Source organism: Serratia sp. 22264 (assembly GCF_052045345.1).
Lineage (GTDB): Bacteria > Pseudomonadota > Gammaproteobacteria > Enterobacterales > Enterobacteriaceae > Serratia > Serratia plymuthica.
This window is the reverse complement of sequence record NZ_JBQEOY010000001.1, coordinates 1,894,869-1,921,470: the sequence shown is the minus strand read 5'-3', so window position 1 is coordinate 1,921,470 and position 26,602 is coordinate 1,894,869. Positions and strand designations below refer to the sequence as shown.

35 protein-coding genes are annotated in these 26,602 nt (G+C 52.9%); 30 read left to right on the top strand and 5 right to left on the bottom strand.

Annotated elements, in window-relative coordinates; all coding sequences use genetic code 11:
- Positions 1–4 precede the first annotated feature (4 nt).
- The 3 genes from efeB to phoH all read left to right on the top strand — a co-directional run bounded on the left by efeB (position 5) and on the right by phoH (position 5,168).
- Complete coding sequence (efeB, locus tag ACTJJ1_RS08950) at positions 5–1,303, top strand: iron uptake transporter deferrochelatase/peroxidase subunit (RefSeq protein WP_020453875.1); 1,299 nt, start codon at positions 5–7, stop codon at positions 1,301–1,303.
- A 213-nt stretch (positions 1,304–1,516) separates the two neighbouring features.
- Positions 1,517–3,664, top strand: coding sequence for a TonB-dependent receptor PqqU (pqqU, locus tag ACTJJ1_RS08945; protein WP_440833225.1), 2,148 nt, complete (start codon positions 1,517–1,519; stop codon positions 3,662–3,664).
- A gap of 718 nt (positions 3,665–4,382) precedes the next feature.
- Entirely contained in the window at positions 4,383–5,168 is a 786-nt protein-coding gene (phoH, locus tag ACTJJ1_RS08940; RefSeq protein WP_004945903.1) for a phosphate starvation-inducible protein PhoH, read from the top strand.
- 143 nt (positions 5,169–5,311) lie between these two features.
- Here the strand turns inward: phoH and ACTJJ1_RS08935 are convergent, their stop codons facing one another.
- Complete coding sequence (locus ACTJJ1_RS08935) at positions 5,312–6,295, bottom strand: phage integrase (RefSeq protein WP_440833223.1); 984 nt, start codon at positions 6,293–6,295, stop codon at positions 5,312–5,314.
- Positions 6,296–6,382: 87 nt separating this feature from the next.
- Positions 6,383–6,682 (bottom strand): helix-turn-helix domain-containing protein, encoded by a 300-nt coding sequence (locus ACTJJ1_RS08930; protein WP_072071899.1) that lies wholly within the window; start codon positions 6,680–6,682, stop codon positions 6,383–6,385.
- Between the two features lie 125 nt (positions 6,683–6,807).
- On the opposite strand from ACTJJ1_RS08930, the gene ACTJJ1_RS08925 reads away from it, so the two are divergent.
- From ACTJJ1_RS08925 to ACTJJ1_RS08875, 11 genes are all read left to right on the top strand, one after another.
- Positions 6,808–7,083 carry a Cox family DNA-binding protein gene (locus tag ACTJJ1_RS08925; protein ID WP_126501523.1) on the top strand — a complete coding sequence of 92 codons (276 nt, stop codon included), beginning with the start codon at positions 6,808–6,810 and terminating at the stop codon, positions 7,081–7,083.
- 24 nt (positions 7,084–7,107) lie between these two features.
- Positions 7,108–7,278 carry a hypothetical protein gene (locus ACTJJ1_RS08920; protein WP_440833220.1) on the top strand — a complete coding sequence of 57 codons (171 nt, stop codon included), beginning with the start codon at positions 7,108–7,110 and terminating at the stop codon, positions 7,276–7,278.
- Positions 7,275–7,775 (top strand): replication protein B, encoded by a 501-nt coding sequence (locus ACTJJ1_RS08915; protein WP_262245132.1) that lies wholly within the window; start codon positions 7,275–7,277, stop codon positions 7,773–7,775. Before ACTJJ1_RS08920 ends, ACTJJ1_RS08915 begins: the two co-directional genes overlap by 4 nt.
- Positions 7,776–7,844: 69 nt before the next feature.
- Complete coding sequence (locus tag ACTJJ1_RS08910; RefSeq protein ID WP_237402040.1) at positions 7,845–8,096, top strand: DUF2732 family protein; 252 nt, start codon at positions 7,845–7,847, stop codon at positions 8,094–8,096.
- Entirely contained in the window at positions 8,089–8,388 is a 300-nt protein-coding gene (locus ACTJJ1_RS08905; protein ID WP_440833217.1) for a DUF5405 family protein, read from the top strand. Before ACTJJ1_RS08910 ends, ACTJJ1_RS08905 begins: the two co-directional genes overlap by 8 nt.
- A gap of 2 nt (positions 8,389–8,390) precedes the next feature.
- Entirely contained in the window at positions 8,391–8,606 is a 216-nt protein-coding gene (locus ACTJJ1_RS08900; RefSeq protein ID WP_440833215.1) for a TraR/DksA C4-type zinc finger protein, read from the top strand.
- A gap of 2 nt (positions 8,607–8,608) precedes the next feature.
- Positions 8,609–8,890, top strand: coding sequence for a DUF5405 family protein (locus ACTJJ1_RS08895; RefSeq protein WP_440833213.1), 282 nt, complete (start codon positions 8,609–8,611; stop codon positions 8,888–8,890).
- Positions 8,890–9,093 carry a hypothetical protein gene (locus ACTJJ1_RS08890; RefSeq protein WP_099784753.1) on the top strand — a complete coding sequence of 68 codons (204 nt, stop codon included), beginning with the start codon at positions 8,890–8,892 and terminating at the stop codon, positions 9,091–9,093. The genes ACTJJ1_RS08895 and ACTJJ1_RS08890 overlap by 1 nt, the downstream gene beginning before the upstream one ends.
- The gene (locus ACTJJ1_RS08885) at positions 9,090–11,378 is read left to right on the top strand and encodes a replication endonuclease (RefSeq protein WP_440833211.1); all 2,289 of its coding nucleotides are present in this window, start codon (positions 9,090–9,092) and stop codon (positions 11,376–11,378) included. Before ACTJJ1_RS08890 ends, ACTJJ1_RS08885 begins: the two co-directional genes overlap by 4 nt.
- A gap of 89 nt (positions 11,379–11,467) precedes the next feature.
- Positions 11,468–12,196 carry a hypothetical protein gene (locus ACTJJ1_RS08880; protein WP_440833209.1) on the top strand — a complete coding sequence of 243 codons (729 nt, stop codon included), beginning with the start codon at positions 11,468–11,470 and terminating at the stop codon, positions 12,194–12,196.
- A gap of 159 nt (positions 12,197–12,355) precedes the next feature.
- The gene (locus tag ACTJJ1_RS08875) at positions 12,356–12,991 is read left to right on the top strand and encodes a hypothetical protein (protein WP_440833207.1); all 636 of its coding nucleotides are present in this window, start codon (positions 12,356–12,358) and stop codon (positions 12,989–12,991) included.
- 79 nt (positions 12,992–13,070) lie between these two features.
- Here ACTJJ1_RS08875 and ACTJJ1_RS08870 read toward each other — a convergent pair whose 3' ends face one another.
- The 3 genes from ACTJJ1_RS08870 to ACTJJ1_RS08860 all read right to left on the bottom strand — a co-directional run bounded on the left by ACTJJ1_RS08870 (position 13,071) and on the right by ACTJJ1_RS08860 (position 16,987).
- Entirely contained in the window at positions 13,071–13,766 is a 696-nt protein-coding gene (locus ACTJJ1_RS08870; protein ID WP_440833205.1) for a hypothetical protein, read from the bottom strand.
- A gap of 420 nt (positions 13,767–14,186) precedes the next feature.
- Entirely contained in the window at positions 14,187–15,218 is a 1,032-nt protein-coding gene (locus ACTJJ1_RS08865) for a phage portal protein (protein ID WP_440833203.1), read from the bottom strand.
- Positions 15,215–16,987 carry a terminase ATPase subunit family protein gene (locus ACTJJ1_RS08860; protein ID WP_440833201.1) on the bottom strand — a complete coding sequence of 591 codons (1,773 nt, stop codon included), beginning with the start codon at positions 16,985–16,987 and terminating at the stop codon, positions 15,215–15,217. Before ACTJJ1_RS08860 ends, ACTJJ1_RS08865 begins: the two co-directional genes overlap by 4 nt.
- A gap of 160 nt (positions 16,988–17,147) precedes the next feature.
- Here ACTJJ1_RS08860 and ACTJJ1_RS08855 point away from each other — a divergent pair, with 160 nt between their 5' ends.
- The 16 genes from ACTJJ1_RS08855 to ACTJJ1_RS08780 all read left to right on the top strand — a co-directional run bounded on the left by ACTJJ1_RS08855 (position 17,148) and on the right by ACTJJ1_RS08780 (position 26,602).
- The gene (locus ACTJJ1_RS08855; protein ID WP_440833199.1) at positions 17,148–17,993 is read left to right on the top strand and encodes a GPO family capsid scaffolding protein; all 846 of its coding nucleotides are present in this window, start codon (positions 17,148–17,150) and stop codon (positions 17,991–17,993) included.
- A 70-nt stretch (positions 17,994–18,063) separates the two neighbouring features.
- Positions 18,064–19,269, top strand: a complete 1,206-nt coding sequence (locus tag ACTJJ1_RS08850) for a phage major capsid protein, P2 family (RefSeq protein WP_440833197.1) — start codon at positions 18,064–18,066, stop codon at positions 19,267–19,269.
- Between the two features lie 3 nt (positions 19,270–19,272).
- The gene (gene gpM / locus ACTJJ1_RS08845) at positions 19,273–20,019 is read left to right on the top strand and encodes a phage terminase small subunit (RefSeq protein ID WP_440833195.1); all 747 of its coding nucleotides are present in this window, start codon (positions 19,273–19,275) and stop codon (positions 20,017–20,019) included.
- A gap of 94 nt (positions 20,020–20,113) precedes the next feature.
- A complete protein-coding gene (locus ACTJJ1_RS08840) occupies positions 20,114–20,620 on the top strand; it encodes a head completion/stabilization protein (RefSeq protein ID WP_440833193.1) in 507 nt (168 codons plus the stop codon).
- Complete coding sequence (locus ACTJJ1_RS08835) at positions 20,620–20,823, top strand: tail protein X (protein WP_099061768.1); 204 nt, start codon at positions 20,620–20,622, stop codon at positions 20,821–20,823. Before ACTJJ1_RS08840 ends, ACTJJ1_RS08835 begins: the two co-directional genes overlap by 1 nt.
- A gap of 2 nt (positions 20,824–20,825) precedes the next feature.
- A complete protein-coding gene (locus ACTJJ1_RS08830; RefSeq protein ID WP_202291096.1) occupies positions 20,826–21,035 on the top strand; it encodes an HP1 family phage holin in 210 nt (69 codons plus the stop codon).
- The gene (locus tag ACTJJ1_RS08825; protein ID WP_440833191.1) at positions 21,019–21,528 is read left to right on the top strand and encodes a lysozyme; all 510 of its coding nucleotides are present in this window, start codon (positions 21,019–21,021) and stop codon (positions 21,526–21,528) included. Before ACTJJ1_RS08830 ends, ACTJJ1_RS08825 begins: the two co-directional genes overlap by 17 nt.
- On the top strand, positions 21,525–21,956 hold the full coding sequence (gene lysB, locus ACTJJ1_RS08820) for an Rz-like lysis system protein LysB (RefSeq protein WP_440833189.1): 432 nt from the start codon (positions 21,525–21,527) through the stop codon (positions 21,954–21,956). The genes ACTJJ1_RS08825 and lysB overlap by 4 nt, the downstream gene beginning before the upstream one ends.
- Complete coding sequence (gene lysC, locus ACTJJ1_RS08815; RefSeq protein ID WP_440833187.1) at positions 21,838–22,083, top strand: Rz1-like lysis system protein LysC; 246 nt, start codon at positions 21,838–21,840, stop codon at positions 22,081–22,083. Before lysB ends, lysC begins: the two co-directional genes overlap by 119 nt.
- Positions 22,046–22,513, top strand: a complete 468-nt coding sequence (locus tag ACTJJ1_RS08810; protein WP_440833185.1) for a phage tail protein — start codon at positions 22,046–22,048, stop codon at positions 22,511–22,513. Before lysC ends, ACTJJ1_RS08810 begins: the two co-directional genes overlap by 38 nt.
- Complete coding sequence (locus ACTJJ1_RS08805) at positions 22,506–22,955, top strand: phage virion morphogenesis protein (protein ID WP_440833183.1); 450 nt, start codon at positions 22,506–22,508, stop codon at positions 22,953–22,955. Before ACTJJ1_RS08810 ends, ACTJJ1_RS08805 begins: the two co-directional genes overlap by 8 nt.
- Positions 22,956–22,990: 35 nt before the next feature.
- Positions 22,991–24,022 (top strand): hypothetical protein, encoded by a 1,032-nt coding sequence (locus tag ACTJJ1_RS08800; protein ID WP_440833181.1) that lies wholly within the window; start codon positions 22,991–22,993, stop codon positions 24,020–24,022.
- Positions 24,023–24,108: 86 nt separating this feature from the next.
- Entirely contained in the window at positions 24,109–24,750 is a 642-nt protein-coding gene (locus ACTJJ1_RS08795) for a phage baseplate assembly protein V (RefSeq protein WP_440833179.1), read from the top strand.
- The gene (locus ACTJJ1_RS08790) at positions 24,747–25,097 is read left to right on the top strand and encodes a GPW/gp25 family protein (protein WP_440833177.1); all 351 of its coding nucleotides are present in this window, start codon (positions 24,747–24,749) and stop codon (positions 25,095–25,097) included. Before ACTJJ1_RS08795 ends, ACTJJ1_RS08790 begins: the two co-directional genes overlap by 4 nt.
- 4 nt (positions 25,098–25,101) lie before the next feature.
- On the top strand, positions 25,102–26,010 hold the full coding sequence (locus ACTJJ1_RS08785) for a baseplate assembly protein (protein WP_440833175.1): 909 nt from the start codon (positions 25,102–25,104) through the stop codon (positions 26,008–26,010).
- Positions 26,003–26,602 (top strand): phage tail protein I, encoded by a 600-nt coding sequence (locus ACTJJ1_RS08780; protein WP_440833173.1) that lies wholly within the window; start codon positions 26,003–26,005, stop codon positions 26,600–26,602. The genes ACTJJ1_RS08785 and ACTJJ1_RS08780 overlap by 8 nt, the downstream gene beginning before the upstream one ends.

Sequence of the window (26,602 nt, the reverse complement as noted above, 5' to 3'; positions counted from 1 at the left end):
CACTATGAGTAACAAGATCGGCCCGGGCAACGGGCCGCATCCGCAATCAACAGGCGCGGCGTCACCGTCACGCCGTCGTTTGCTGCAGGGGCTGGGGCTGGGTGTTCTGGCGCTGGGCGGCAGCCGTTTGACGCAGGCCGCAGAGAAGGGCGCCGAACCGCTGGCGGCATCGCAGGACGAGCGCTGGCAGAAACAGCCGTTCTATGGCGCGCATCAGGGCGGGATCCTCACCGCGCAGCAGGCCGCAATGATGTTGGTGGCCTTTGACGTGCTGGCAAGCAACAAGCAGGATCTGGAGCGTCTGTTCCGGTTGCTGACTGCCCGCATTGCGTTTCTGACCAGCGGCGGCAAGGCGCCGGAGGTTGATCCCAAGTTGCCGCCGCTCGACTCGGGCATCATGGGGCCGGAGATCTATCCGGACAACCTGACCATCACCGTGTCGGTGGGGACTTCGCTGTTTGACGAACGTTTTGGCCTGCAGGGGCAAAAACCGCTGCGGCTGCAAAAGATGACGCGTTTCCCCAACGACTCGCTGGACGCCAGCCTGTGTCATGGCGATCTGGTGTTGCAAATTTGCGCCAACACCAATGAAACGGTTATCCACGCGCTGCGCGATATCATCAAGCATTCCCCGGACTTGCTCAGCGTGCGCTGGAAGCGGGAAGGCTTTATTTCCGCTCACGCCGCGCGCAGCAAAGGCAAAGAAACGCCGATCAACCTGCTGGGCTTTAAAGACGGCACCGCCAACCCGAAAACCGGCGACAAGCCGTTGATGGATCAGGTGGTGTGGGTGGCGGACAACGCCGGGGAGCCGGCCTGGGCGGTAGGAGGCAGCTATCAGGCGCTGCGGATTATCCGTTTCCACGTCGAGTTCTGGGACCGCACGCCGTTGCAGGAGCAGCAGACCATCTTCGGCCGTGAAAAGCACAGCGGCGCGCCGCTCGGCATGAAGCATGAGCACGACGAGCCGGACTACGCGAAAGATCCCGAGGGTAAAACCATTCCGATGGATGCGCATATCCGCCTGGCGAACCCGCGCACACCGCAAACCCAGAGCAATCTGTTACTGCGCCGCGGTTACAGCTATTCGATCGGCGTGTCCAATTCCGGCCAACTGGAAATGGGGCTGCTGTTCGTCTGCTATCAGGCCGATCTGGAGAAAGGCTTCCTGACGGTGCAAAAACGCCTGAACGGCGAGGCGTTGGAAGAGTACGTGAAGCCGATTGGCGGCGGGTACTTCTTTGCGCTGCCGGGGGTGAAAGACGGCAATGATTACCTTGGCAGCGGTTTGCTGAAAGCCTAGTCATATTCAATCTGGCGGGTTCATCCCGCCTTTTTTCATCGGCCCTCCGCAGCGAACCGATCTTATTTAAATATTCCATGGCCTTGCGCAACCGGGAATCCGGGTTTTTAATTATGGCTAACTGTTTTCATTTGTTTGTTAAAAGTATTAACATGCCAGCCATTTTGTTCCAGACGGTTCAGATTTCCCGATCCCTTTAACGGCATTCTCTTGATGAAAAACACCCGTAAAAATACGCTGGCGTCCGCCATCGTCATTCCCGCCTTACTGCCCCTTTCATTGTGCTATGCGCAAGACAGCGAGAGTGAACAGACCATGGTGGTGACCGCCAAACGCAGCGGCCTTTCCGAACTCTCGACGCCCGCCGCCGTCAGCGTGGTGAATGGCGATCAAATCCGTGACGCCAAGCCTCAGATCAACCTGTCTGAAAGCCTGGGCAGCGTGCCTGGCCTGCAAATTCAAAACCGCCAGAACTATGCGCAAGATTTGCAGTTATCGGTGCGGGGTTTTGGCGCACGTTCTATGTATGGCGTGCGCGGCGTGCGGATCTATGTGGACGGCATTCCGGCCACCATGCCGGATGGGCAGGGGCAAACCTCGAATATCGACCTGAACTCGGTCGACAAGGTGGAAGTGCTGCGAGGGCCGTTTTCCGCGCTTTACGGCAACTCCTCCGGTGGCATGGTGAATGTGGAAACCGAAACCGGCCAACAGCCCAACCGCATTGAGGCGGGCAGTTATTTTGGCAGCTACGGCACCTGGCGCAATGGCGTCAAAGCCTCCGGGGCAACCGGGGATGGCAGCCATGCCGGCGACGTTAACTACAGCATTTCCGGCACGCGGTTTACCACTCAAGGATTCCGCGACCACAGCGGTGCGCAAAAGAACCTCGGCAACGCCAAGCTGGGCGTGCGTATCGACGATGTCAGCACGCTTACGCTGCTGTTCAACAGCGTGGATATCAACGCCAACGATCCCGGCGGCCTGACGTCTGCCGAATGGCACGACAACCCACGGCAGGCACCGCGAGCCGATCAATACAATACGCGCAAAACCACCTCGCAGACCCAGGCCGGATTGCACTATGAACGCCAGATGGGCGTCAATGATGACCTGAGCGTGATGATGTACGCCGGCGAACGCGAAACCACTCAGTACCAGTCGATCCCGGTCGCGGTACAGCAGCGCAGCGCACAGCACCCGGGCGGGGTGATTGACCTGACGCGTCATTATCAGGGGATTGATACGCGCTGGACCCACCGTGGCGAACTGGTGGCGGTGCCTTACACTCTGACCGGCGGTCTGGACTATGCAACCATGACCGAACAGCGTAAAGGGTATGAAAACTTTACCCAGTCCAACGGCGTGACCGAATTGGGCACCCAGGGCGCGCTGCGCCGCAACGAACGCAACCTGATGTGGAATGTGGACCCTTATCTGCAAACTTCATGGAAACTGACCCCGCAACTGACGCTGGATGCCGGTGCGCGTTACAGCACCGTCAATTTTGATTCCAACGATCACTACGTCACCGGCAGCAATGGCGATGACAGCGGCAGCGCCAGCTACCATCAGTGGTTGCCGGCCGGCTCACTCAATTATGCCGTCAGCCGCGGCTGGAACCTGTATCTTTCCGCCGGTCGCGGTTTCGAAACCCCGACCATCAACGAGTTGTCCTATCGCCCCGGCGACCAAAGCGGGCTCAATTTCGGCCTGAAACCGGCAACCAGCGATACGGTGGAGTTTGGCAGCAAAACGCGTATCGGCAACGGGTTGTTGACCGCCGCCGTTTTCCAGACCGACACCAAGAATGAAATTGTCGTCGATGAGAGCAGCAACGGGCGCACCAGCTACAAAAACGCCGGGCAAACCCGTCGGCGCGGGCTGGAGTTGGCGCTGGACCAGCAGTTTGCCTACGATTGGCGGCTGCAATTGGCCTGGACGCTGCTGGATGCGCGCTACCGGGATGACGTGTGCGGCGACAGCCAGTGTACGGAGGCCAATAAAGTGCCAAGCGGCAACCGCATGCCGGGCATCGCACGCAATATGGGGTTCGCTTCCTTCGCCTGGGCCCCGCCGGAAGGCTGGTATGCCGGTGCGGAGGTGCGCTACATGAGCGACATCCAGGTGAATGATGAAAACACCGAACAGGCACCGTCCTATACCACCGTGGGGTTGAATACCGGCTACCGCTATCCGGTGGGGAACTGGATGCTTAACGTTTTCGGTCGCGTGGACAACCTGTTTGACCGCCAATATGTTGGCTCGGTCATCGTCAATGAAGGCAACGGCCGTTATTACGAACCGGCGCCGGGCAGGAACTGGGGTGGCGGCGTGAGCGTCTCTTACTCCTTCGAGTAAAAGCACTTTCGGCCCACCTTGGGCGCGTATACCTGGTACTTCAGGGCGGGAGATTTCCCGCCTTTTTTATTAATGAAGTACGGCGCCAGGGGGAAGGCGTGCCGCTGACATTGCGGATAAAACCGCGTTTTTGTTTGTGCGAAATTTAATCAGGAAACCAAAATGTCATCCGGCACTTTTAATCATAACTATTTGATCTGACTGGGTGATAAAATTTCTCTGGAATGGCGTAAACAGCGTGATATAGTGTTCTGGCGCTATCTGAAAACAAAAAAGATTAAAATTTTTTACATTTTAGTAACGCGCTGGGTTTGAATGTCATTATACTGTAATCATCTGGCGGTAGTTTTCACAAGGTGCACAGCGGAAGCTGTAAATAACACTGCGGGGATCGCTAATGGTAAAGTCCTTGGTTGGGCTGGAAAGAAAAAACAATACACCTTCTCTGATTTCTCGTTGTAACGAGGGTTCTCTCTCCGACTCTCTTTTCCCGGCAACTCCGCATTCTTGGCATGACAAATTCTTGTCACTTTTTACTCCACAATTAATTACGCAACCGCGTTCTCCCGTGAAAAAACGGTGCGCTACAACGCCCGCGTATTCACTTCGTCTATTGGCTTTTATTGGCTCTGAAGGAAGCCAAAACCTAATCCGTGTGTGAAACATAATCGCGCGGCCAGGCCGCTGCGGTAGGTGAAACAAACTGTAAGGTGCCACTATGAGACAAAAAGCAGTGATCAAAGCACGTCGTGAAGCGAAACGCGTTATTCGTCGTGACGCTCGTAGTCATCGCCAGCTGGAAGAAGAGTCCGTAACCTCGCTGGTACAAATGGGTGGAGTTGAGTCTATCGGCATGGCGCGAGACAAGCGCGATAGCTCTCCCATCGAGGCTAGAACCGAAGCTCAGGGTCATTACTTAATCGCCATAGATAAAAAGCAGTTGATATTTGCCACCGGCGAAGCCGGTTGCGGCAAAACATTCATCAGCGCCGCGAAGGCGGCAGAAGCCCTTATACATAAAGAAGTGGATCGGATTATTGTTACGCGTCCGGTTTTACAGGCGGATGAAGACCTCGGTTTCTTGCCCGGGGATATTTCTGAGAAGTTCGCCCCTTATTTCCGCCCGGTGTATGACATTCTGGTGCGCCGCTTGGGATCGTCCTTTATGCAATACTGCCTGCGCCCGGAAATCGGCAAGGTAGAGATCGCGCCTTTCGCCTACATGCGCGGGCGTACCTTCGAAAATGCGGTCGTTATCCTGGATGAAGCCCAGAACGTCACCGCCAGCCAGATGAAGATGTTCCTGACCCGTTTGGGTGAGAACGTAACGGTAATCGTCAATGGTGACGTAACCCAGTGCGATTTACCGCGCGGCGTGAAGTCCGGCCTCAGCGATGCGATGGAGCGCTTCGAAGAGGATGAAATGATCGGCATCATCCGCTTTGATAAACAAGACTGCGTCCGCTCCGCCTTGTGCCAGCGCACGCTCAACGCCTACAGTTAACCTGCCTGCTATGACGAGGCCGCTTCGGCGGCCTTTTTCTTGCCTTGAATAACAGTGCTGTCTATATAAAACAGGTGGTTAAGTTGCACTACAGACAACTACAACCACCAGAAAACTATCTATGTGTGGACGCGATGTGGACGCTAAACATGGATTTTTCCTCCCAGCGGATTATAGGAAATTGCATCCTGAAGAAAATCAGGTGCAAAGTGAGCGTAGTTCATTGTTTGCTCAATCCGCGCATGGCCAAGTATTCGCTGGAGCGTGATGATATTGCCCCCGTTCATCATGAAATGAGTGGCGAATGTATGACGTAACGAATGGGATGCTTGCCCGTGGGGTAGGTTGGGTTTGGTTGCCTTAAGAATCTCTCGGAAATTGCTGTAAGAGGCTTGTGGAAACAATAACCCAGATTTTTGGGATACGATCTCGTCAGAGACTTCCTGAGAAATAGGGACGCTGCGCCGTTTCCCGTTTTTCGTCTGCACAAAGGTCACACGGTTGTGAATGACATGCTCAGCTTTGAGTTTGATGGCCTCTCCCCAACGTGCGCCAGTGCTAAGACACAAAACGGCCACCCGGCGGTTATCGCCATCTAACGCCAGTAGCAATGCGCTTATCTCATCGCGGGCAAGATAAGTCATTTCCGTATTGGCTTCTTTGAGCTTGCCGCTGCCGCGAATCGGATGCTCACCACAGTAAAGCCCCGAGTCGACAAGGTCGGTAAACATCCCGCTTATCGCTGTCATTTCGCGATTAATGCTGGATGCTTTAATGCCTTCGGCTAACCGCGCCGATCGATAAGCTGTAATGCGAGATTTATCAATCTGAAATGCGGCTGGGTTGTCCATCATTCGCGTAATGCGCTCCAGTTTTCTTAGGTAGGACTGCCCGTGGTCATTGTTCTTGCCATGGTAGTTCCACCACAATTTAACCAGCTCAGATAATGACCTTTTATCCGTAGGCTTTGAGAGCCATTCTTTGTCGTGATAGCTGACAGTTATGTACTTCTCAAAAGCTTGTGCTTCATGTTTCCTATCAAATTTCCGACGGATGCGCTTTCCGTTGCGCCCGTTCGGCCTAATGTCCACTTCATATCGACCATCTTCGAGCTTCTTAATCGCCATCGCGAAGCCCTCCAAGGAAGATTCTACTTTCAGGTATGCAGCAAGCCCTTACCCTAAAAGTGTTAAATAAATAACTTAGGTGAATGCTTAACCAATCTTTTGGTCTGAGTGCTGCGAGGTTGTTGCATCTTGCCCAAAGTGTGCGAGTGCCGGTGCTATTTGCCCGGATTCTGGGGATATTCGATCACTCATAAACCACAATGTGTATTTTTCGAACCGTGGGTGACTTAGAATTTTCATCGCGGCATCTAATCCCATCCCTTTAGATCTTGTTTCATAACTAGATAGTGAACTGTATGGAACGCCAGTTAACTCACTGAATTCCTTCCTATTCAGTCTTTCTGACTCTCTAATCAACTTTAACTTCTCTGCTATGTCTATTGACATGGGACTCCCTTTGCGTGATTATTTGCAAATCGTAGTAACAAGGCGTTTATCGTAGTAATAAAGGCTCTGTAAGTGACTATAAGTCCCTATAAGCAACTGATTACTACAATCGGAGAGGTTACCAGATGGAAAAGCAAGTAGTAAGGCTTTCTGATGCATTGCCGTATCAAGAATTTGCCAAAGTGATCGGCAAAACCCCGGAAGCCGTGAAAGGGATGATTGATAAGGGCAAGTTGCCAACGGTTGAGATGCGTAATCCTGAGACGCCAACGGCGCGCGCAGAGCATTGGGTTTACCTTCCTGCGTGGAATGCGGGAATGAAATTAGCCTATGAGCGTAGACCGAAAGAGATTCGTGACGGGTGGCTTCTGTGGCTAGGACTCGGTGAGCCATTGTCTTGATTCCAGTAGAACAGGAGTAAGAACATGCAACAACCTATCTCAGTCGCCCCGTTGCTCTGGAACCACCAGACCGGGCGTAAGCTTGATATCACAATCACCCACGGCAAAGGTCGGAAAGGTATTGTCATTCGTACCCGCCGGGCCAGTCGTTGGATCTCCTCCATCAAATCAGCAATGCGGGGTTTTTCGCAATGACAGCTATCACCGCCGGTATTGTTCGTAATCAGCCCGCCGGGCTGCGTGCTTTGGTTGGGGAACGCCTCGCCGCCCCTCGCTGGAAAAGCACCTGCGATTTCTACAACCAGATGATGGAACGCGAACGCCAGACCATCTGTTTCCATGCGCAGTTGAAACAGCGCCATATAGTGTTGAAGCTGGAAGAAATGAATGACAGCGAACGTGAGCGACTTGTTTGCGCCATTGATGAGCTTCGCAGCGCCTTCGCTACCTACCGCAAACATGGTATTAGCAAATCTGGTTTTATTGGTCGTTTGACAATAAGTCAGCGGCGCACTTTATTTCTGCATGCCGGGTTAACTGATGCTGAGTTTAATCAGCCCTATTGGCGTATTGATGATGAAGTGTGCGCATGGCGCGAGGCTTTATTTAGAGCATTGCGCGAGCTGTTTAATTTATTCGAATATGCACCCACTATATTAACCTCGGTTAAACCCGAAGCGTATTTCCATTAATTAACTTGCTTTAAATTTAAAGGCGCTTGATTGCGTCGGGCATTCTTTTATCTGGAGTTCTCTATGCACATGTATAAAACCGTCGGCCAAGATATGCGAAATAAGGCAGATGCGGCATCGCGTAACTTAATGTTGAACAATGCGCGCAATGAAGCAAAGGCCGACGCGGCTGTTAGCTTTTCATCTCGCCTTGACCGCATTGCGACGCATGCCGCCGTCAATCACCTGTCCAGCGTTGAGATTATCGAACTACTGCGACAGGAATCAGAGAAGTTTGACCATGAAGGCCGGGCGCATAAGCAGGGTTTGAGCCATGGCTGAGCGTCAATATGTAGAAATTAATAACGTATTCGCCATCGTCAAAATGGATGAGGGCGATTTCATTTTGGCAGAAGTGAAAATAGATAAAGAGACAAACGAAAAATATTACCCGACCCGAGCTATCTACTCGAATGAGTTAAAGCTGGTTGCTGACCTTATTAATCTGTCGGTAAAGCGCGGTGTTTTTCTTAAAACAATCACCAGTATTAGCGAGCTGATGAAGGAGTCGCATCGCATCGCGGAATTAGCTCAGCAGGTGCTCAATCAACTAAACAGCATGTCGGAGCAATAACGATGCCGGATTTAATGGATTTGGTGCAGCAGCGCCAGCAGGAAACACTCGCCGACCAAATTAATGCGGCGCGTATTAAGGGCGGAGTATCGGCGTCAATTTGTGAGGAGTGTGACCAAGCTATCCCGGCCGCGCGTCGTGCAGCTTCTCCCGGTGTGACCCGTTGCGTGTCCTGCCAGACCATCCACGAACAACAAACCAAGCATTTCAGGGGGTAATTATGCTGCGCATTCCTGTCGGTAAGGACTGGGTTATCACCAGTGACGCCCATCAGTTCATTTTGAACCAAAAGAAGCTAGTTAAAACCGGCGGCAAGGCGGGTGAGGTATGGCTCGACGCTGTTGGCTATTACCCGACTGTCTCGCAGTTGGTTTCCGGGCTGGCGCATCACCACGTTCGCGACTCAACCGTCACCAGCATCGCCGGTTTGGCCGCTGAGATTGAGCGCATCGGCAAGCTTTGCCAAGGGGCATTTTCCGCAATAAACAAAGAGGGCAAATAATGAAATTCAATCCGTTAAATTTTTTCACCTGTGTATTGGCGCTAATTTTCATCACGTTGAAGTTGACGGGGTTTCTTGCTGCGTGGTCTTGGTGGGCGGTAACCGCACCATTATGGGCTGTGCCTGCTGCCATCCTTTTAATCGGTGCCGCGTTATTCGTGATTGCGGTGATAGTGCAGGTCGTAGCGAAACTGGTTAAATGACTGCATTAGTCCGGGGGCGTGTAGCCCCCTCACCACCCCCGCCATTCTCTACCGATTCCCGTGAACCGTTCGTCGGCGTTCATGCATGGAACGCTCCAAAGTCTGCCATTGGCAAAGAAAGACCGCTTACCCGTGAGCAACACGCTCAGGGGCAAGCTGTTTTGCGTAATATCCAATCCTTGCCGCATTTCCTCAGCCTTATTTTTCTGGGCCGTCATACCTATCTGCTGAAAGAGCAGGGGATCCACGCCGCCAATAAATGGCTGGTGCTCCAGTTCCAGCGTCGTATCTGGCCGCGCATCGAAATCGTTAACGATAAAAATGCGATGAGACTTTGCTCGTCGCCGTGCTTTATGGCGGAGGTAGACAACTATGCGAGCCTGCCGGGTATGGATGACAAGGGGCTGCGGCGCTTTGCTGACCGCATCGCCGGGCAGTTGCTGCAAAATTATGACCGCTATTGTGAGGAATTTATCGCTGAAAATAACGGGGATAATTCACAGCTCATTAGCGACAGTGTACAGGCTGAATTCTATGGCCGTATCGCGCATATGGCGCGGGCGTTTAACGTCACTCCGATGCACTGGCGCAAGTATCTCAAAGACAAGCTGGACGCGACATCAGCGATTCGCAGTCTGCAACGGCTGGTTAACTCCGAGTGGTGGGAACGCCAATTGAAGGCACAGCGAACCCGCTGGTGTGAAGCGTTGCTGATTGCGGCCGGTGAAGTGAACCTGAAAAAATACCCCTATGCGAGTAAACAGGCTATCCGTGAAGTGCAGGCCCGACGGCTTGCCAATATGGATTACCTGAAAGGGTGTGAACTGGAGAACGTTGCCACCGGCGAACGCGTCGACCTGATTGATAAAGTGATGGCGAGCATTTCTAACCCGGAAATCCGCCGCATGGAGCTGATGAGCACCATCGCGGGGATAGAGAAGTATGCCGCCAGCGAGAAGCATGTCGGCATGTTTATCACCATCACCACCCCGTCGAAATACCACCCGACCCGTGTTGTTGGCAAAGAAGGGGCCGAAAAAGTCCAGTTTAACCACAACTGGGATTTAGAGGCTTTTTCGCCGAAAGACGGCCAGCGCTATCTTGTTAGCATCTGGCAAAAAATGCGCACCGCGTTTAAAGATAATCGCCTGAGTGTTTACGGTATGCGCGTCGTTGAGCCACACCATGACGGAACGCCGCACTGGCATATGATGCTGTTCTGCGAGCGTAAGCAGCGCCAGCAGATAATCGACATCATGCGCCGCTATGCGCTGAAGGAAGACGGTGACGAGCGCGGTGCAGCAAAGAACCGGTTTGAAGCCAAGCACATGAACAAGGGCGGTGCGGCGGGGTATATCGCTAAATACATCGCTAAAAATATCGACGGTTATGCGCTCGACGGCCAGATTGACCACGATACCGGCAAGCCGTTACGCGATATGGCTGCGGCGGTGACCTCCTGGGCGTCAACATGGCGAATCCCTCAGTTTAAGCCTATCGGAATTCCCACCATGGGCGCTTACCGTGAATGCCGCGCCGCCTGCCTTCGTCACATCAGTCTGGCTGATTCATTTGATGAACGAGTCGAAGCCGTGCGTGAAGCGGCCAGCGCCGGAAACTTTGCCGCCTACATGGTCGGGCAGGGTGGCGCAAATGTCCCGCGTGATGTGCAGACCGTTCGTGTGGCCCGCAAGGTGGCTGATGAGCCGAACGCTTATGACGAAGAGGTGCAAAAGGTTGTCGGCATTTTTGCGCCGCACCTTGGCGCGGGCCATATCCACGAAACCCGGACAACAGAATGGCGCATTGTCCGCAAGGCCGTTGACGTTGATGTTAATCCTTTGACTTTAAAAAGCGCCTCTGGCGCGCCTCGGAGTCCTGTCAATAACTGTGGGGAGGTTCAGCGAGAACCTGACCCAGATATGCAGGTAGCAACGCCTGAGTATGTCACGGCGGTGATGGATTTGATTGAGAGCGGGGATGTTAGCTGGGATGACGCCGACGTCGCCAAGACGATTGGAGACGCTATACGGCAGCAGTCACCAAAGAGTAATCGCCAAGAAATCACCAAGAATCGGAACAAATCCAGAAATGATGCGCCTTCGGCACGTCTGACACCGGCGGAACGGGCAAGAATTCCGCAAATACGGCTAGAGCTGTCACAGAAGGGCATCACCCCGGAGCGGTGGGAATTGAAAGCGCTGGCGCGAGGGGCAAAGGTAACATTTGGTGACCTGACGTTCTCGTATCAACATCGGGATGAATGGCCGGGATTCAGTCAATAATCATCATCAGCTAATGAATGCTTTGCTATCATGCGTATGACGATTACACACGTTAAATGCATGATAAATAATTTATTAGAGGGATTATTTTGGAAGGATTAATTGTATTTGTCGCCCTTGCTTCTGCTGTGGCTTTTTTCATTGGTTTGATAAAGCCTCAATGGGTACGCATGCCAAGCAGGATGGGGTCTAGTGTTATTTATGGCATCATTTTTATTTGCGCTTCAATGTTAGGGGCGGCTTTATATCCGACAGAGAAAAAAAGCTCAGTAGCTGAGAATGAGCCTAAAGTCGAGGCTCCGAAAGCCCCGGCAGTATTTGAACAGGCGGGTTTAAAGCTGGTTGAGTACCGTCGGAAGCCGCAGGCGGATCGTCACGAAATCGTCAGCGATTACGTTAAGTTTAAAGGGATACCGGCGAGTGATGGCGATGGATTCTACGCGTGCTTAAGTCAGTACAGCATCACTAAGTCTGAAGAGTTACCTCTCGGTGAAGTCCTTGGATGGTGTGATGCCGGTTATCAAAAAGACCCGAAATCGATGGCGGAATATACCAACCTTGACGCGTTTCAGGCGAATTTCAGCGGCTGGGATGGCTCGTACCGCCCGCTTGAGAAGCTGATTAAGCAAAGTATGAATGATGATTCATCGTACAAACATGTCGAAACGATGTCACATCTTGTCCTAGGGAAAGACCCTCACGCAGTGGTTAAAACCAGATTTAAGGGAACGAACGCATATGGTGGTATTGTGACACAAACTGTGACTGCACGTGTTGATATTAAAACTGGTAATGTGGTAAGGATTATCGAAGAATGAGCTAATGATGCGATAATAACCCGCAGAGTTTCGGCTCTGCGTAGGTGATAAGGTTTCTTTTCGTAATGAGTGTTTTCTATGATTGGTGTATTCTGTATAGATAATTGCTCATTGAGTTAATTTTACGGGTGAAGAAATTACAATTAAATTTGGATGGGTATGAAAGATAAGTGGAAGTATTTGGCTGGAGCGGCAATTGGTTGGTTCCTAAGCAGCTCTTCAAGTACGTTAACAAATCTGATAGAGCTTGGGCCAGCGTATAATAAGTTTAAAACTCAGTATTTGTATACGCCTGAAATTTATGATTCCACATGGTCCAATAATTCAGAATATATTGCGGATGGTGTTGAGCTAGGATTGGATTATGGAGATGGTTCTAAAGTTGTAATGATGATTAAAACAAATGATGATGGTTCTATGTCTGGGGTTATTTATAAGAAAAGTCTTTGCGATTTTAACCCATTGACGGACTCTTTCTATTTAGAAAGCCCTGCGCCTAGTTGGCTTGATTTATTCTCAAGTAGATATTTTTATGTTAGCTTTCTTCATGATGGGCGACATGAGTATCTTGCAAAATTGAAATTAACTGATTATAACTCTTCAAAAAAAGTAATGACATTTGATACGAATAAAGATGACGAGTGGGTACTTGGTTCAGGGTTCAAAGTATCCGCGATGTTACCTGCTGTTGACGATGATATTAAGGAAATAGAAAGCTATTGCATGGAACGTAAGGGCGAGTTTTTTAAAAAAATATTAAGGGAGGCCGGTGAGAGCAAAAAAAAGAAGCTATAATACAGGTGTATTATATTTAAGGTGGTTAACATTAACCACCTTAAATATTGAAAGGCTGCTTTAAAAGTGACGAGGTAATTTATGTTACAGGGCCTGAGTATAGATCTGATTTGATAACTTCAGCATCGATGTCATATTTTCTAGCTACATCGGAAACTAATTTTGTAAGCCAGTCTGAGGCCGTAGGGGAAACAAAAATTCTATTTATTAATTTATTTAACTCAACAGGGGTGTTTACACCTGTATTTGTGTTAACTTTACCTCGATCTAAATGAGGGTTTTTACCATCACTATCAGTAGCCACTGGTGTGTCTTGGTATACAACTCTAACCTCTTTTTCATGTTCGAATGACTTTCTCTTAAAAACGAAAGGATAGAAAGAGTTGTTTAGTGGGATGGCTTGACTATCATAGTCTATGTATTCCACAAGACCAAGGAAGAATTTATTTGTTAAAACATTTTTTAGCTTTTCGTAAGTGGTTTCTATCGCAATCGCTTCATCTGTTTTTGCATATAAGTCCCACATTGCGGCTGATTCGAATTCATTCGCATGCCAACAGCTTATATAAGTCCATTTCCTTGACCAATTTGCTAAGTCAAAGTGATCCATAATAAACTTGTTTCGATAGCTTTCATGAATGAATGGAGGGACTAAATCTGTTTGGGTTTTATTTGCTTTGGTAAGTGAGCCTTCGTATGGGTCTTTAAATAAATCAGAACGACAAAGAAATAGCTCTTTGGACGAAATTAAAGATACAAATTTAGTAAAGTCCATATACCTCCAGAGTTTGGTCTCTAAACTCTGTGGCTGTTTGAAACATGGATGATTAGTTGTAGCAGGCATAAAAATCCCGAATAGTTGCAACAAAAGAGTTTTCTTTATAATGCATGATTTTGCATCGGTATGCATGTAGATCTTGTAGCCTTCGTGTAGCTTTCAAAGCAAGGCCCGCCTAGTTATAAAATCAAAATGCAGTTGCATTAAAACCGACCCATGAAGTGGGCAGGCGTGGCGGGGATAGCATTGCGCGCAGGCACGTATTTAATTATCAGAATTGACGGCGTCAGCGCGTCGTGATGGCGTTGCGGGTCTTTGATTTGATTCGCGGGTGCGTGCGGTGGCGCGTGCCGTGGTGGGCATCTGAGGGCGTTTGCGGATGGGTATGAAAAGGCCGCCAATCAGGCGGCCGAATTATCATTCATCATCGTTTTCGAGGCTGTACTTTTTAAACCTGATGACCTCCACGCCGACCCAATCATTAACCTCTTTGATACGCTGCTGTAGCGGTGTCAGTTCATTGCGAACAAATACCCGCGCGGCCTTCTCCACGTCGCCCACTGACCCGACATTCTCCGGCTTTCCCCCCATCAGTTGATAGGGGATTCGGTGGGCGTCCAGCAGGTCGGCGGCGCTGACCTTTTTGATGTTAAAGAAATCATCCTTCGTTGCCACTTCGCTGAGCGGCACAATCTTGATACCGTCGGGCTTTCCGTTCGGCGCGTAGAAGAACAGATTTTTAAAATTCCCCATGCCTTTCGAGTCGCTCATCGCATCGCGCAGCGCTTCAACATCGGTATTGTTCTGCGCGGCGTCGGTCACATACATGATGTAGCCTGCGTGTGCGCCGTTCTGGTAATACTTGCGGCGGAACAGCGTGGCGGACTCATTCAGCCAGGCTGAATTAAGCGCCGACAGATATTCTGGCATCCCATACAGCTCTTGATTGATATCCGGCTCCAGCAGATGAAACACGCTGTCAGGCGCGAACGGGTGCGGCTCCACGAACGATTGCACAAACCAGTAGACGCCGGGTTCAACGCCGCGCCGGGTGTATTTGGCCGGGGAGGTTTCCAGCTTCAACAGCTTGCCGGTAACGCTAAAACGCTTTTCTAAAAAGGCGTTACCGAACACCAGATAATCCAACACAAACCGGCTGAAATCCTGCTGTGATAACAGCGGGTGCGGGATGTAGGTGCTTGCCAAAATGTTGCGCTTCACATAAATCGGCGAGCTGTGGTGTACGGCGGCGCGCAGGCTTTTTGCCAGCCCGGAGAAGCTGATAGGCGGCTCAATCCATTTGCCGTTACCGACGCATTCCGTGTAATCCAGAATATCGCGGCGATCGAGTACGGCCGATGGTTCGCCAAAGGTAAACGCCTGCATTTTCTGGTCTGGCTCAGTGACAGCCAGATTCTCTTTTGCCTTGCGGCGGTTGCGTTTGCTCATCGGTTGATATCCAGAATAGATTTAGACGGCTGGCCGTTGGCGGCGGTCAGGGGTTCATTAAGCAGGGCGTGCATGGTCGCCCACGCGACGTCGGCGTGACTGGCTTCCTCGCTGCGGCTCGCCTCGTAGGTCATGCCTCGGCCGCTGGCGGTCATGGTTTTGCGAATGGCCATAAACGATTTTGTGATATCGGTGTACGCGGTGTCGTATTCCAGCCGGCCACTACCGATAGTGTCTTTTGCCTTCAGTACCATGGCGGTCTTCACCTCGGCGCTGTAGCGGATTTCGCGGGCGGCCGGGTAGAAGGCGCGCACCAACTGGAAAACGCCTTGCCCGATGCCGGTGGCATCGATGCCGATATATTCCACGTTATATTTTCCGGTCAGCTTGCGGATGGATTCGGCCTGCGTGGCAAAGTCCATGCCTTTCCACTGGTGGCGCTCCAGTATGCGGAATTTGCCACCCGTCACCATTGGTGGAGCCAGCACCACGCACCCGGCGCTGTCGCCGGAGTGTGCCGGGTCATAGCCGACCCAGACCGGACGGTCACCGAATGGCCGGTCTGCGTAGGGGTTAACGTCAGTCCACTCGACCAGACTGTCGACCATGCAGCCTTGCAACTCCTCAAACGGGAACACTGACGCGCTATCGTCGACAAACTCGCACATGAACAGGTTGCGGAAATCCTCGGCGCTGTTCTCACGCTTTAGCACATCGAGGTCGAACAGGTTGCAGCCGCCGCGCAGGGCGTCCTCAATTGTGACGATTTGCCGCCACTGGCCGTCATCGCACAGCTTCCCGGCTGCTAATGCGCTGTGGCTGATATCGATCTCGACGTGCTCGCTGGGGTTTTTGCGTCCCTTATTGAACAGTTCCCCAGACCAGAACGGAAACGCGCCATGCCCCAGTGTTGACGGGGTAGAAAAGTAGGTTGAACGGAGGTGCTTCTGCGAGGCCATGCCGGAGGCGACTTTGCGCAGCTTCTGGAAGTTGGGGATCCAAAAGATTTCATCGACCAGCAGGTCACCGTTATGGCTCTGTGCGGTGTTGGAATTGGTGCCGAGAAAAATCAGCTTTGCACCGTTGTTGCCGAGCACAATCGGGTCACCGGTCAGCTCAACATCAACCAGCCGGGCGAACTGAATTATGTACTCGCGGAAGACATACGCCTGCGTTTTGCTCGCGGATAAAAATATCTGGTTGTGGCCGGTTTTAAGCGCGTGCAGCAGTGACTCGCGGGAAAAATAGAAGGTCGCCCCAATCTGGCGCGATTTCAAAATATCGCGGATGCGGTGGGCCAGTCCGGCCTTGTGCCAGCCGAGCTGATAATCGAAAGACTCGTCATAAAAAATCTCTTCCAGCTTCGCAATAGCTTCATCACTGAAATAGTTCTTTGTCGGCTTTTTGCGCTCGCCTTTGTTGCGGTTGGCAACGTTGGGATTGAGGTCGGCTTCGTTGCCGGAATTCATGTAGCGGCTGACGCGCGCAAGGCGCTCAATCTGGCGGCCTAACAGGTCAATTTCTTTGTAGTCGCTGCCCTCTTTTTTTGTCTTGAGAACGAGCTGCACCATTCGCGCCTCGATGCTGGATTCAACGCGGGAAATCGGCGCGATATCGTCCCATTTTTCCCGCTGTTTCCAGCTCTGCACCGTGGGCGCTTTCTGCTTCAACATCTCCGCGATTTGCTTCACGGAGAAACCTTGCCAGTACAGCAACGCAGCCTGTCGGCGCGGGTCGCTGAGTAACGAGGTGTCGGTCTGGATTTGCATGATATGCCCTCATGTGGATGACGAGGGCAAGGCTACGCAAGCCACGACGGCCGCGCGCTAAGGTGCTGTTGTCTGGGGGATAGTCCGTCGGCAGTCGCTGGCCGTGAGCGTGGTCAGTCGGGAAACTAGCCCCGACCTTAACCACTCAGGACAATGGCTCATGGCAAAGAAAGTATCTAAATGGTTCCGCATCGGTGTCGAGGGTGACACTTGTGACGGCCGCGTAATTGACGGTAACGATATTCAGGAAATGGCGGCCGGTTTTGACCCGCGTGTTTATGGCTGCCGTATCAATCTGGAGCACATCAAAGGGCTGTTTCCCAACGGCGACTTTAAACGCCTCGGCGACGTGGTCGAGCTGAAAGCCGAGAAGATTGATGACGACTCCATCCTTAACGGCAAGTGGGCGCTGTTTGCCAAAATGACCCCGACCGACGAACTGGTCGCCATGGTGGCGGCGAGCCAGAAGGTTTACACCTCCATGGAAGTCCGCCCGAACTTTGCCAACACCGGCAAATGCTACCTCGTCGGTCTGGCGGTCACTGATGACCCGGCCAGCCTCGGCACCGAATACCTCGAATTCTGCGCACGCGCCAAGACAAACCCGCTGGCCGGTAAAAAAGCCGAGCCGGGCGATTTGTTCTCGGTGGCGACAGAGGTGCTGCTGGAGTTTGAGGAGCTGCCTGACAGCCTGCTAACCAATCTGACCGACCGTGTAAAAGGCATGTTCAGCCGCAAACAGGTCAGCGATGACGCGCGATTCAGCGATGTGCATGACGCGGTCACTGTTATTGCCGAGCAGGTGCAAACCAACGGCGCCAGCACCGAAACACGCTTTGCACAGCTTGAGCAGGAAATTGCCGGGTTGAAAGGTGAAGTAACGGCCGGTCAGGAGCAGTTTTCCGCGCTTCAGGCCACGCTCGACACCACCGAGAACTTGAGCCAGCAGCGCCGCCCGAAAGCGCCCGGCGGCAACGGTGAAGACAGCCTGTTGACCAACTGCTGATAGCAGCTCTAGCGGGGCGCGTTGCGCGCCGCTGTGAAGTAACCCGAATTAATAGAATCAGGATAATGTAATGAAGACAAAGACCCGCTTTCAATTTAATGCCTATTTGCAACAGGTTGCCAAGCTAAACGGCATCACGGACGTTAGCGATATCTCTAAAAAATTCAGCGTAGAGCCGTCAGTGACGCAATCGCTGATGAACGTCGTGCAGGAGTCCTCCGAGTTCCTGACCCGCATCAACATGACCCCGGTTGTCGAGCTGAAGGGTGAAAAGGTGGGCGTGGGCGTCAACGGCTCGATTGCCAGCACCGCTGACACTGACGGCGGCAAAGAGCGCCAGACCGCCGACTTCACCTCGCTGGAGTCCAATAAATACGAATGCCAGCAGGTGAACTTTGATTTTCATCTGCGCTATAACCAGCTCGACCTGTGGGCGCGTTATCAGGATTTCCAGTTGCGTATCCGCAACGCCATCGCCAAGCGTCAGGCGCTGGATTTCATCATGGCCGGGTTCAATGGCACCCATCGCGCGGCGACTTCTGACCGTGCCAAAAACCCGATGTTGCAGGATGTCGCCGAGGGCTGGCTGGAAAAATACCGTAAAGAAGCCGCATCACGCGTGATGAGCAACATCACGGGCGAGGATGGCGCAGTGATTTCGCCGGTGATTCGCATTGGGAAGGACGGCGATTATGCCAACCTCGACGCGGTGGTGATGGACGCGACCAACAACCTGATTGCGCCATGGCATCAGGAATCGCCTGACCTTGTGGTGATTTGCGGCCGTAAGCTGCTGGCCGATAAATATTTCCCGCTGGTCAACCAAGTGCAGCCCAATACCGAGGCACTGGCCGCCGACGTGATTGTCAGCCAGAAGCGCATCGGTAATCTGCCTGCGGTGCGCGTGCCATTCTTCCCGGCGAACGCCATCTTTATCACCACGCTCGCCAATCTGTCGATCTACATCATGGATGACAGCCACCGTCGGCACATTGAAGAGAACGCCAAGCGTGACCGAGTCGAGAACTACGAGTCGATGAAAATTGACTATGTGGTCGAAGACTATGCGGCCGGTTGCCTGATTGAGAACATCGAGCTGCTGCCAGCGTCGACAGAAAAATCGGCTGCTCTGGTATCCAACGTGATCCAGCAGTCATCCGGTGCCGACATTGGCGCACTGGCTGACGCGATTGTGCTGGCTGTTAAAGGCGCAGTGGCTCAACCGGCAGCAACCCCGGAAACCACGACAGAAACCCAGACAGAAGGCGGCGAGTAAACCATGACGAGTCCCGCACAGCGTCACATGATGCGGGTCTCGGCCGTGGAGGCTGCGCAGCGGGTGGATAATCCGCTGCGTCATGCCACCGCCTACGAGCAAATGCTCGTCAAGCTGGCCGCAGACCGCACCAAGCTAAAACTTATCCATTCCGTTGAGAGAAAGGCTGAGCACAAACGCGCCATGCTGCCGTTATACGCGCCATGGGTAGCGGGTATCTTAGCAGAAGGCCGGGGCGCACAGGATGACATTCTGATGACGGTCATGCAGTGGAAGCTCGACGCCGATGACATTCCCGGCGCACTGGAAATTGCACCCTATGCCCTGAAATACCGCCTCAAAGTGCCGAATAACAAGCGCCCGGTCGCGTATTTGTTTGCCGAAGAGTTGGCGTTGTCGGCAGAACGCAGCCGCAAGGCAGGCAACCCGGCCAGCATTGATGACCTGCGCACCGCCATTGAAATGACCGCCGCCGAGGATATGCCCGACATGGTCAAGGCCAAGCTCTACAAGGTTGCCGGTCTCATGTTGAGTGACAGCGGTGACCCTGCGCAGGCGCTGGAGTACCTCGCGCGCGCGACGCAGCTCGACAGCAATGCCGGGGTGAGAAAAGAGATCCAAAAATGCGAGAGCGCACTCAAGCCGAAGCCCGCGCCCGCCGCCAAAAGAACAACCACGCGCACGCGTAAGGCCGCCGCTACTCCGGCCAAACGCGGGCGACCACGCAAGGCGGTAAAAACCGCCGGTTAACAGAACGCACCCCCGTGCCGGGCGGCACGATGGCCGCGAGTGTCTTTTGACTTATCAACGCCATCGTCCACCGCCCACCTATTTTGAGGTTGTCATGACGACAGTGATTATGCGTAACCCGGTTGAGCCGAAGGACGAGCCGACGGCCATTATCCCGCAGCCGGATGAGCCGGAGCCGGTGATTAAAAACACCTTCTTTTTCCCGGACGTTGACCCGAAGCGCATTCGTGAACTGATGCGGCTGGAGTACACGGTCACACCGGAACGCCTACGTTTTGCCATTCGCAGCGGCATTTCGGAGACGAATGCGGAGCTGTATCTCTACCGCGAGAAGCAAATCGCCGCCGGGTTCAAAACGCTGACTGAGGTTCCTGCCGATGAAATCGACGGCGAAAGCGAGAAGTGTTTTCACTACCTGAGTGCGGTTTGCGCAATGACTACCGCGACGCTGTACGAGCGTTATCGGGGCGTGGATGCCAGCGCGAAGGGGGACAAAAAAGCCGACAGCGTCGAGGTGTCCATTGATGAGCATTGGCGGGATATGCGCTGGTCAATCGCCCGGTTGCAGGGTAAGCCGCGCAGCATTGTCGGGCAAATCTGATGAATGTCATCGCGCTTCAGGGGGACACGCTCGACGCGCTGTGTTATCGCGCCTACGGCCGCACCGAGGGTGTGGTCGAGGCGGTGCTGCTGGCTAATCCGGGGCTTGCTGAATTGGGGGTCATCTTGCCGCATGGCACGGTGGTCACGCTTCCAGTGATTGATACCGCCCCGGCATCCGAAACCGTTCAGCTATGGGATTAACCATGGAGAAAGTCACCTCGTTTATTGCCTACGTCGTTGCGGTGCTGCTGGCGTGGGCCGGGAAGTATTCCGCGCAGGATATCGCGCTGATTGTCGGCGCGGTGGTCGGCGTTGGCACATTTGTCACCAACTGGTATTACCGCCGCAAAAGCTATCTGCTGCTGAAAAATGTCGGTATCCCTCGGGAGGTTTTCGATGAAATCAATCGTTAAACGTTGCAGCGTCGCCGTCGTGCTGGCGCTGGCGGCTCTGCTGCCGGACTTTGCCCGGCTGCATTCGTCGATGGCGGGCCTTGAGCTTATTGCCAATCTGGAAGGATGCCGCCTGAGTCCGTACCAGTGCAGCGCGGGCGTCTGGACAAGTGGCATTGGTCACACGGCCGGGGTTAACCCAGGGCGAGCCATTACCGAGCGTGAGGCTGCGGTCAATCTTGTGGCCGACGTCATGCAGGTCGAGAAGCGGCTCGCGCAGTGCATGCCGGTGACCATGCCGCAGCCGGTCTATGACGCCGTGGTCAGCTTTGCGTTTAACGTGGGCACGGGCGCGGCGTGCTCGTCGACACTGGCGTATTTCATCAATAAAAAGCAGTGGCCGGCCGCATGTAATCAGCTTCCCCGCTGGGTGTTTGTCAAAGGAGTCAGGTCTGCCGGGCTGGAGAATCGCCGGGGGCGGGAAGTGGCGTTATGCATGACGGGGGCGCAATGAAAACATTAGTCGCTTTCCTTGTGCTGGCGCTGGTCGTGGCGGGTTGGGTGAAATGGGACAACCTCCGGTTGACCCGTGCCCTTTCCGAGTCCACTCGGACTGTTAGCCAGCAAAAGAATGAACTCTCGGCCGTGTATCAGGCGCTGAGTGCATTGCAGACCACCGCCCGGCGCAATGAGCGAGAACAGGTCATTTTGCGCCAGCGCATTACCGCCGCTGACCTGTTGGCGAACCGCCGAAATAACACCATTACGAGGCTGCTCAATGAAAATGAAGTTCTGCGCCGCTGGTATCAGTCTGCTTTGCCTGATGACGTTATCCGGCTGCACACCCGCCCCGACTTTGCCACCCCCGATGATTATTTACGCTGGTTGTCCGAGGGTCAGCAGTTGCCCGCTGCCCGGCAGCAACCCGACAACCAACGGTGATTTAAGCGCGGATATTTTCAATCTTGAGCGTGCGCTGGTGAGCTGCGCGCTACAGGTTGAGACCGTGAAAAAATGTCAGGAGGAACACGATGTTAAAACCGAAAAGTTTGCGCAAGGCGCTCTATGATGCAGTGCCGAAACTCAAGGCGAACCCGGATATGCTGCGTATTTTTATCGATAGCGGTGTCATCGGCGCAACGCTGGCCGCGTCCCTGTCCTTTGAAAATCGCTACACCCTCAACGTGACAGTCACCGACTACCCGGATGATATTGATTTGCTGCTGGTGCCAATTGGAGCATGGTTGCGGGAAAATCAGCCCGATATCATGACCACGGACGAGGGCAAGAAAAAGGGTTTCACCTACGAGGTCGACATCAACAACGACGACAGCATTGATGTCAGTATCTACCTGAAACTGACCGAGCGCACGCTGGTGAAAGAGGTTGACCGGGCGCTACATGTTTCCCACGCGCCGGAGCCGCCCTTACCGATGCCGGTGGAAAGCCCGACGCACCTTTATGCTAATGGCGAGTTGGTGAGTCACTGGCATGAGTGAGTTAACGCCGTTTGATGACAAGCTCGCCGGGCTGATTGCGGGGTTGTCCGCCTCCAGCCGTCGGCAGATGGCCGCCGAGATTGCGAAGCGCCTGCGTGCCAGTCAGCAAAGCCGGATTAAGCGCCAGCAGGCACCGGACGGCGCGCCCTATGCTGACCGCAAGCGCCAGCCGATTCGCAGCAAGAAAGGACGGGTTAAGCGTGAGATGTTCGCCAAGCTGCGCACTAATCGCTACATGAAAGCCAAAGGCACGGCTGATGAGGCGCTGGTCGAGTTTGCCGGGCGCGTGCAGCGTATCGCGCGGGTGCACCAAGAGGGCTTGCGTGACCGCCCGAGCCGCCATAGCAGGGACGTTCAATATGACGCGCGGCCGTTATTAGGTTTTTCATTAAAGGATATCCAGTACGTTGAGTCTATAGTCATCTCTTGTATTCAGAGATAATATATAAATTTAAAGTAATATAAAGGTGATGGTTAATGGACAATGATGCATTGCTAGGAGGAGTGAAATCTTTTCTAGCTGTTTTGGCTGGTATCCTTGGGGTGTTGGGTGTGATGAATGTATTCAAAACCACCAATGGTAAGTTAACCCACTGGGGGAAATTGGCTATAGGGATGATTGTTGTGTCTACTTTTGGTGGGTTGTATATCGGATACATGGAAAAGGTAGGTTCTAACAAAACAAAGGAAGAGAGCGATAAGTATAATAAAAAATTGCTTGGTGAAGTTCTTAGGATGAAACACCCTATTGAAAATGTCAGTTTGATGTATTGGTCTGAGTTGCCAGATTCTGAACCTGAGGTTATTGAGTTTAAAAGAGTGATTGAAAATTATATAAACAAAACCAAAGGGGCTAGAGGGGCGCTCTATATGGTAAAAAAAGCAGATATTCACTCCAGCGCCTCCGGAATTGATGGGAAACCATTGAATTATTATGTTGAACTAGGTAGTTCCTATATACCACATAAAAAATTCCCTGTGCTTAACTCTCTTTTGCTTGGTTACTCGTTAGGAGTTTGTTTAAAACTAAAATCAATTCCTCCTGAGTCATTTTATATGGTTTCAGGAGATTTTAGTACCTATGACTGGTGTGTGAGCTCTATTGCTCCAGAAAAAAATACCTTGGAGTATGATGTCGAGAGTAAAAAAGTAATGATTGTTTCGCGAGTGAATTATGATAAAGAACTCATAACCTCAAATGGTTCAATTACCTCGACAGTTGACCTTTATGGTTCTCAGATGTTTCTCCTTGGTAGTGGCTGGCAAAATATTAACATGCGAGAGATTCTGAGGAGGATGGGGCGTCCTCAGTCTAGTATTGATAGAGCGGAGAAGGTTGAAGTTGTACAGCGGGGAATGAAGCTGAAATCAGTTTTAATTCATTTCTCAACGGATAAAAAAATACATATATCTAAAGATAAAATAGTTAAGTACGCGAAACCAGATGGTAAATTCTTTGAATATATCATACTGCCTAAAGATGATGACGGCATGAAAAAATTACATTAATTCTAATTATTCACATGCTCGTTGTGTAATAGCCTAACGAATGCCTTCATATTGCCGCTGGATCTCTTCAGCGGCATCCTTTCCCTATGAACACACTCGAATCGATTTCAGAACTCGCTCGCGCTGTGCGCGACCTCATTCGCATAGGCGTCATCGTAGACGTTCAGTACACTCCGCCGCGCTGCCGCGTTCAATTGGGTGGCAATACGACGGACTGGTTGCAGTGGCTGGCCTGCCGCGCCGGAGGTGCGCGCACATGGTGGGCACCCTCCATCGGTGAGCAGGTGGTGGTACTGGCGCTGGGTGGCGAGCTGGATACCGCCTTTGTGCTGCCTGCTATCAACTCCGACGATTTTCCGGCTCCGTCAGTGTCGCCGGAGGCATATCACACTAGTTTTCCCGATGGTGCGGTCATCGAATATGAGCCCAAAACCGGCACGCTGAGCGTTACCGGCATAAAAACGGCCAATATCAGTGCGCAAGTGGCCGTCGACGTTTCTGCGCCGAAGGTGACGATTATCGCCAGTCAAAAAATCACGCTTGATACACCGGAGGTGGTCTGCACCAACAAGCTGACCGCCGACACGCTGGAGCTGAAAAAGGGCGGGAAAATGTCGGGGAATATCGATCACGGCGGGGGTACTTTTAAATCCAACGGCGTACAGGTGGATAAACACGGCCACGGTGGTGTGCAACGTGGCGGAGACTGGACGGAGGGAACCCGATGACCGTGAGATACACCGGCATGAACCGGGAAACCGGCCAGACCCTGACGGACAGCGAGCATATCAGCCAGAGTGTGCGCGATATCCTTATCACGCCCGTCGGTTCAAGGCTGATGCGCCGGGAGTATGGCTCGCTGTTGTCGGCCTTGATTGACCAGCCGCAAAGTCCAGCCGTTAACGGGCAGGTGATGGCCGCCTGCTACATGGCAATCCTCAAATGGGAGCCGCGTGTCAGGCTGACGTCCATCACCTTTGAGAAAACCTTTAACGGTCAGATGTTCGTTGATATTACCGGCGTGCGCCAAGACACCACCGGCGGCACATTTTCGTTAACCGTTCCACTGAGCTGACACCATGGCAACTATCGATTTAAGCCAGCTACCCGCGCCAAATGTCGTTGAACCGCTGGATTATGAAACCCTGCTTGCCGAGCGCAAGGCGACGCTGATTTCTTTGTATCCGGCAGACCAGCAGGAGGCCATTGCCCGCACGTTGTCGCTGGAGTCCGAGCCTATCGTCAAGCTCTTGCAGGAGAACGCCTATCGTGAGGTTATCTTGCGCCAGCGCGTCAATGAGGCGGCGCAGGCGGTAATGGTGGCCTATGCGGGCGGCGCTGACCTCGACCAGCTCGGGGCGAACAACAATACCCCGCGACTGACCATTGCCCCGGCTGATGATACTGCTATCCCGCCTGTCGCCGCCGTTATGGAATCAGACGAGGATTTTCGGCCTCGCATCCCTGCGGCCTTTGAGGGTATGTCAGTCGCGGGGCCGGTGGGAGCGTATGAGTTTCACGCCCTTAGCGCTGACGGCCGTGTCGCTGATGCCTCAGTGTTTAGCCCGGCCCCGGCGGAGGTATCGGTCAGCGTGCTGGCGCGCGATGGCGACGGCACCGCGCCCGATGAGCTGCTCGCAGTGGTTGCCAAGGCCCTGAATGACGAGAGCGTGCGCCCGGTGGCTGACCGGGTGACAGTGGCATCGGCGAGGATTGTTGATTACCAGATTAACGCCACGCTGTTCGTCTTGCCTGACCCGGCCGTTGAGCCTATTCGCGCCGCCGCTGAACAGCGTCTAAAAGCCTATATCAACGCGCAGCGACGCCTTGGCCGTGACATTCGCCGCTCGGCCATCTATGCCGCGCTGCATGTGAGCGGCGTGCAGCGCGTCGAGCTGGCGGCCCCGCAATCTGATGTTGTGCTGGACAAGACGCAGGCCGCCAATTGCACCGACTATCAAATTATTATCGGCGGCTCTGATGAGTAGCGTGCTCCCGCCGGGGTCATCTGCGCTGGAACGTCGGGCGGCTGAAGCTTGTGCGGTGGGTATGGATTTAAATGTGCCCCTGCGCGACCTGTGGAACCCGGAGAAATGCCCGGTCAAATTCTTGCCCTATCTGGCATGGGCGTTTTCTGTCGACAGGTGGGATGAGGATTGGCCGGAGGCGGAAAAGCGCCGTGCTGTCAATGATGCGTTTTACATTCACCGCCGCAAGGGCACCGTTTCAGCTATTCGGCGTGTGATCGAAAACATCGGCTATAGCATGAGCATCGCGGAATGGTGGGAGGTGGCCGACCCTGCCGGGACGTTTCGCCTGACTATTGATGTGAATGATTTTGGCATCACTGAAGAGCTTGTTAATGAACTTGAGCGGTTAATTGGTGAGGCCAAGGCGGTAAGCCGCCATATGGCTCATCTGTCTATTTCTACACAAACCAGCGGAAATATATATTCCGTCGCATCCGCATTTGATGGCGATATCGTAACGATTTATCCATCAGGCTATGAGCCACAGTTGAAAACAAGATACAACGGTTTGCCGAATTATGGCGGCTGGTATCGCTATTCCGGGGAATGA